The sequence below is a fragment of the Streptococcus sp. 1055 genome (assembly GCF_013276815.1).
Taxonomy (GTDB): domain Bacteria; phylum Bacillota; class Bacilli; order Lactobacillales; family Streptococcaceae; genus Streptococcus; species Streptococcus pseudopneumoniae.
Genome location: NZ_VMLT01000163.1, coordinates 1 through 4,075, shown reverse-complemented (window position 1 = coordinate 4,075; position 4,075 = coordinate 1). Strand labels below are relative to the sequence as shown.

Here is a 4,075-nt window from a genome sequence, read left to right as displayed (position 1 = left end):
ACAGTGTTTTGAGCAACCTACGGCTAGCTTCCTAGTTTGCTCTTTGATTTTCATTGAGTATTAAATGGCTTTTTAGTCTAGTTCAATGAACACCTGTATCTATTTTACCATACAAGTGCTAGAAAAATGACAAAAAATCCTCTTTTTACATCAAACAAGTTGCAGACAAGTTTGGTATCGTTTACAATATTCTTATCAAATCAAACTTGCTTTGACAAGTATAAGGAGAATCAAATGGGAAAATTTGAACAAGAAGCCAAGAATCTGCTTCAGGCAATTGGAGGCAAGGAAAATGTGACTGCCGTAACCCACTGTGCGACACGGATGCGGTTTGTTTTAGGAGATGATAAGAAGGCTAATGTCAAGGCTATCGAATCAATTCCAGCTGTTAAAGGAACTTTTACAAATGCAGGTCAATTTCAGGTGATTATTGGGAATGACGTGCCCATTTTTTATAATGATTTTACAGCTGTTTCAGGCATTGAGGGTGTTTCCAAAGAAGCAGCCAAGTCTGCAGCTAAGAGTAATCAAAACGTGGTCCAACGTGTCATGACCACTCTGGCGGAAATCTTTACTCCGATTATTCCAGCCTTGATTGTTGGTGGATTGATTCTTGGTTTTCGTAATGTCTTGGAAGGTGTGCATTGGTCTATGTTGGATGGCAAGACCATCACGGAATCCTCTCAGTTTTGGGCAGGGGTTAATCACTTCCTCTGGTTGCCGGGTGAAGCTATCTTCCAGTTCTTACCAGTAGGGATTACCTGGTCTGTCTCTCGTAAGATGGGAACCAGCCAAATCTTGGGAATTGTTCTCGGAATCTGTTTGGTATCGCCTCAGTTGCTCAATGCCTATGCGGTTGCTTCAACGCCAGCAGCTGATATTGCGGCAAACTGGGTTTGGAATTTTGGTTACTTTACTGTTAATCGTATTGGTTACCAAGCCCAAGTTATCCCAGCCTTGCTTGCAGGTTTGAGTCTGTCTTATCTTGAAATTTTCTGGCGCAAGCATATTCCAGAAGTGATTTCCATGATTTTTGTGCCTTTCTTGTCATTGATTCCAGCTTTGATTTTGGCTCATACTGTTTTGGGACCAATTGGTTGGACAATTGGTCAAGGACTTTCATCAGTTGTATTGGCAGGTTTGACGGGTCCAGTTAAATGGCTCTTCGGTGCGATTTTTGGTGCCCTCTACGCTCCATTTGTCATCACAGGTCTACATCATATGACCAATGCTATTGATACACAATTGATTGCGGATGCTGGTGGAACTGCCCTCTGGCCTATGATTGCTCTTTCTAATATTGCCCAAGGTTCGGCCGTATTTGCTTACTATTTCATGCACCGTCATGATGAGCGTGAGGCTCAGGTTTCACTTCCTGCCACTATTTCAGCCTATCTTGGTGTTACAGAACCAGCCCTCTTTGGGGTCAATGTCAAATACATCTATCCATTTGTAGCTGGAATGACTGGTTCAGCTCTTGCAGGCATGTTATCCGTTACTTTTAATGTAACTGCGGCTTCTATTGGTATCGGTGGTTTGCCAGGTATCCTCTCTATTCAACCTCAATACATGTTGCCATTTGCAGGAACTATGCTAGTCGCTATTCTTGTTCCAATGCTCTTGACTTTCTTCTTCCGCAAGGCTGGTCTCTTTACAAAAACAGAGGACGATACGGACTTGCAGGCAGAATTCGTTGCTCAAGAAGAAGCAGAATTTGTGAGTCATGAACCAGTAGAACTTACTCCAGTAGAAATTGTTAGCCCGCTGACTGGCCAAGTGAAAGAACTAAGTCAAGCAACGGATCCAGTCTTTGCTTCAGGTGTCATGGGGCAAGGTCTGGTCATTGAACCAAGCCAAGGTGAGTTGACTTCTCCAGTCAATGGGACAGTGACGGTTCTTTTTCCTACCAAGCATGCCATTGGTATTGTCTCTGACGAGGGGGTGGAATTGCTCATCCACATCGGTATGGATACAGTAGGTCTTGATGGCAAAGGATTTGAAAGTCTTGTAGCCCAAGGAGACCATGTCACAGTTGGTCAGCAACTGATTCGTTTTGATATGGATGTCATTAAGGCTGCAGGTCTGGTGACAGAAACTCCTGTTATCATCACCAACCAAGATGCTTATACAGCGACTATTCCCGGAACTTATCCGACAACGATCCAAGCTGGAGCATCTCTCATGGTCGCTACACGAATCTAATACTCTTCGAAAATCTCTTCAAACCACGTCAGCTCTATCTGCAACCTCAAAATAGTGTTTTGAGCAACCTGTGGCTAGCTTCCTAGTTTGTTCTTTGATTTTCATTGAGTATAATTGAAATAGCACAAATAGGGACGGAAGACTGCTTCCTCCCTTTTATCAGAAAAGGAGAAACAGATGACACTTGATAAAGGAAAAGTAGTCTATCAAATCTATCCAAAATCTTACAAAGACACCACTGGCAATGGTATTGGGGACTTCCGTGGAATTATTGAAAAAATTCCCTATTTAGCCAAACTAGGTGTGGATATGGTCTGGCTCAATCCATTCTATCCAAGCCCTCAACGGGATAATGGTTACGATATTTCAGATTATATGGCAGTAGATCCTCTTTTTGGTGATATGGCTGATTTTGAGGAAATGGTGCGTGTCGGTCAAGAGCACAAGATTGACTTTATGCTGGACATGGTACTCAATCATTGTTCGACAGAGCATGAATGGTTTCAGAAAGCCTTAGCTGGGGACAAGTATTATCAAGACTTTTTCTTCATCCAAGACCAACCAACAGATTGGCAGTCTAAGTTTGGTGGCTCTGCATGGGCGCCCTTTGGGAATACAGGGAAATACTACCTTCACCTCTTTGATGATACCCAGGCTGACCTTAACTGGCGCAATCCCAATGTCCGTAAGGAGCTTTTCAAGGTTGTTAATTTCTGGCGCGACAAGGGTGTCAAAGGTTTCCGATTTGATGTGATCAATTTGATTGGCAAGGATGAAGTCTTAGTGGATTGTCCTGAAAATGAAGGAAAGCCAGCTTACACAGACAAGCCCATCGTTCATGACTATTTGCGTATGATGAATCAAGCCACTTTTGGATCAGACGATAGTTTTATGACAGTTGGGGAAATGTCCTCAACCACCATGGGAAATTGTGTCCTTTATTCGTCGCCTGACCGTCAGGAATTATCCATGACCTTTAATTTTCATCATCTCAAGGTGGACTATAAGGATGGACAAAAGTGGACCTTGGCTCCCTTTGATTTTGAAGAGTTGAAGAGTCTTTACCATAGCTGGGGCAAGGAAATGAGTGATAAAGGTGGTTGGAGTGCTCTCTTCTGGAACAATCACGACCAACCACGCGCTTTAAACCGTTTTGTTGATATTCAAAACTTCCGCAAGGAAGGAGCTACCATGCTAGCGGCCAGTATTCACCTTTCACGTGGGACACCTTATATCTATATGGGCGAGGAAATCGGGATGATTGACCCAGACTATGATTCTATTGCTGATTATGTGGATGTCGAATCGCTCAATGCCTATCAGATGCTCTTAGAGGAAGGGAAGAGTCAGGAAAAAGCCTTCCAGATTATTCAAGCTAAGTCGCGTGATAATTCACGAATTCCTATGCAGTGGGATGCTTCTGAAAATGCAGGCTTCACAGTAGGGACTCCTTGGCTCAATGCAGGAAAATCCTACCCTCACATCAATGTAGAAAATGAAATCCAAGGTCCGATTTTCACCTTCTACCAAGACTTGATTCGACTGCGTAAGGAAATGCCTATCATCTCAGAAGGAAGTTACAAACCAGCCTTTGAAGATAGCAAGCAAGTCTATGCTTTTGAACGTCAGTATGAGGCTGAAAAGTTACTTGTGCTCAATAATTTTTATGCCACAGAAGTGGAAATCGATTTGCCAGTAGCCTACCAAAATGGACAAATTTTGATTTCAAACTATGAAGACGCAGAAGTGTCTGAGAAAATTCTACTCAAACCCTATCAAACACTGGCTATTTATGTAAATTAATACTCTTCGAAAATCTCTTCAAACCGTGTCAGTTTTATCTGCAAACTCAAAGCGGTGCTTTGAGCAACCT

The 4,075-nt window shown here is 42.8% G+C and carries 2 protein-coding genes; both read left to right on the top strand.

What is annotated here, in order from left to right; genetic code table 11:
- Positions 1–234 precede the first annotated feature (234 nt).
- Positions 235–2,202 (top strand): PTS system trehalose-specific EIIBC component, encoded by a 1,968-nt coding sequence (gene treP, locus HT699_RS11365; RefSeq protein ID WP_172934379.1) that lies wholly within the window; start codon positions 235–237, stop codon positions 2,200–2,202.
- Positions 2,203–2,379: 177 nt separating this feature from the next.
- Positions 2,380–4,005 (top strand): alpha,alpha-phosphotrehalase, encoded by a 1,626-nt coding sequence (gene treC / locus HT699_RS11360; protein ID WP_023936310.1) that lies wholly within the window; start codon positions 2,380–2,382, stop codon positions 4,003–4,005.
- Positions 4,006–4,075 lie beyond the last annotated feature (70 nt).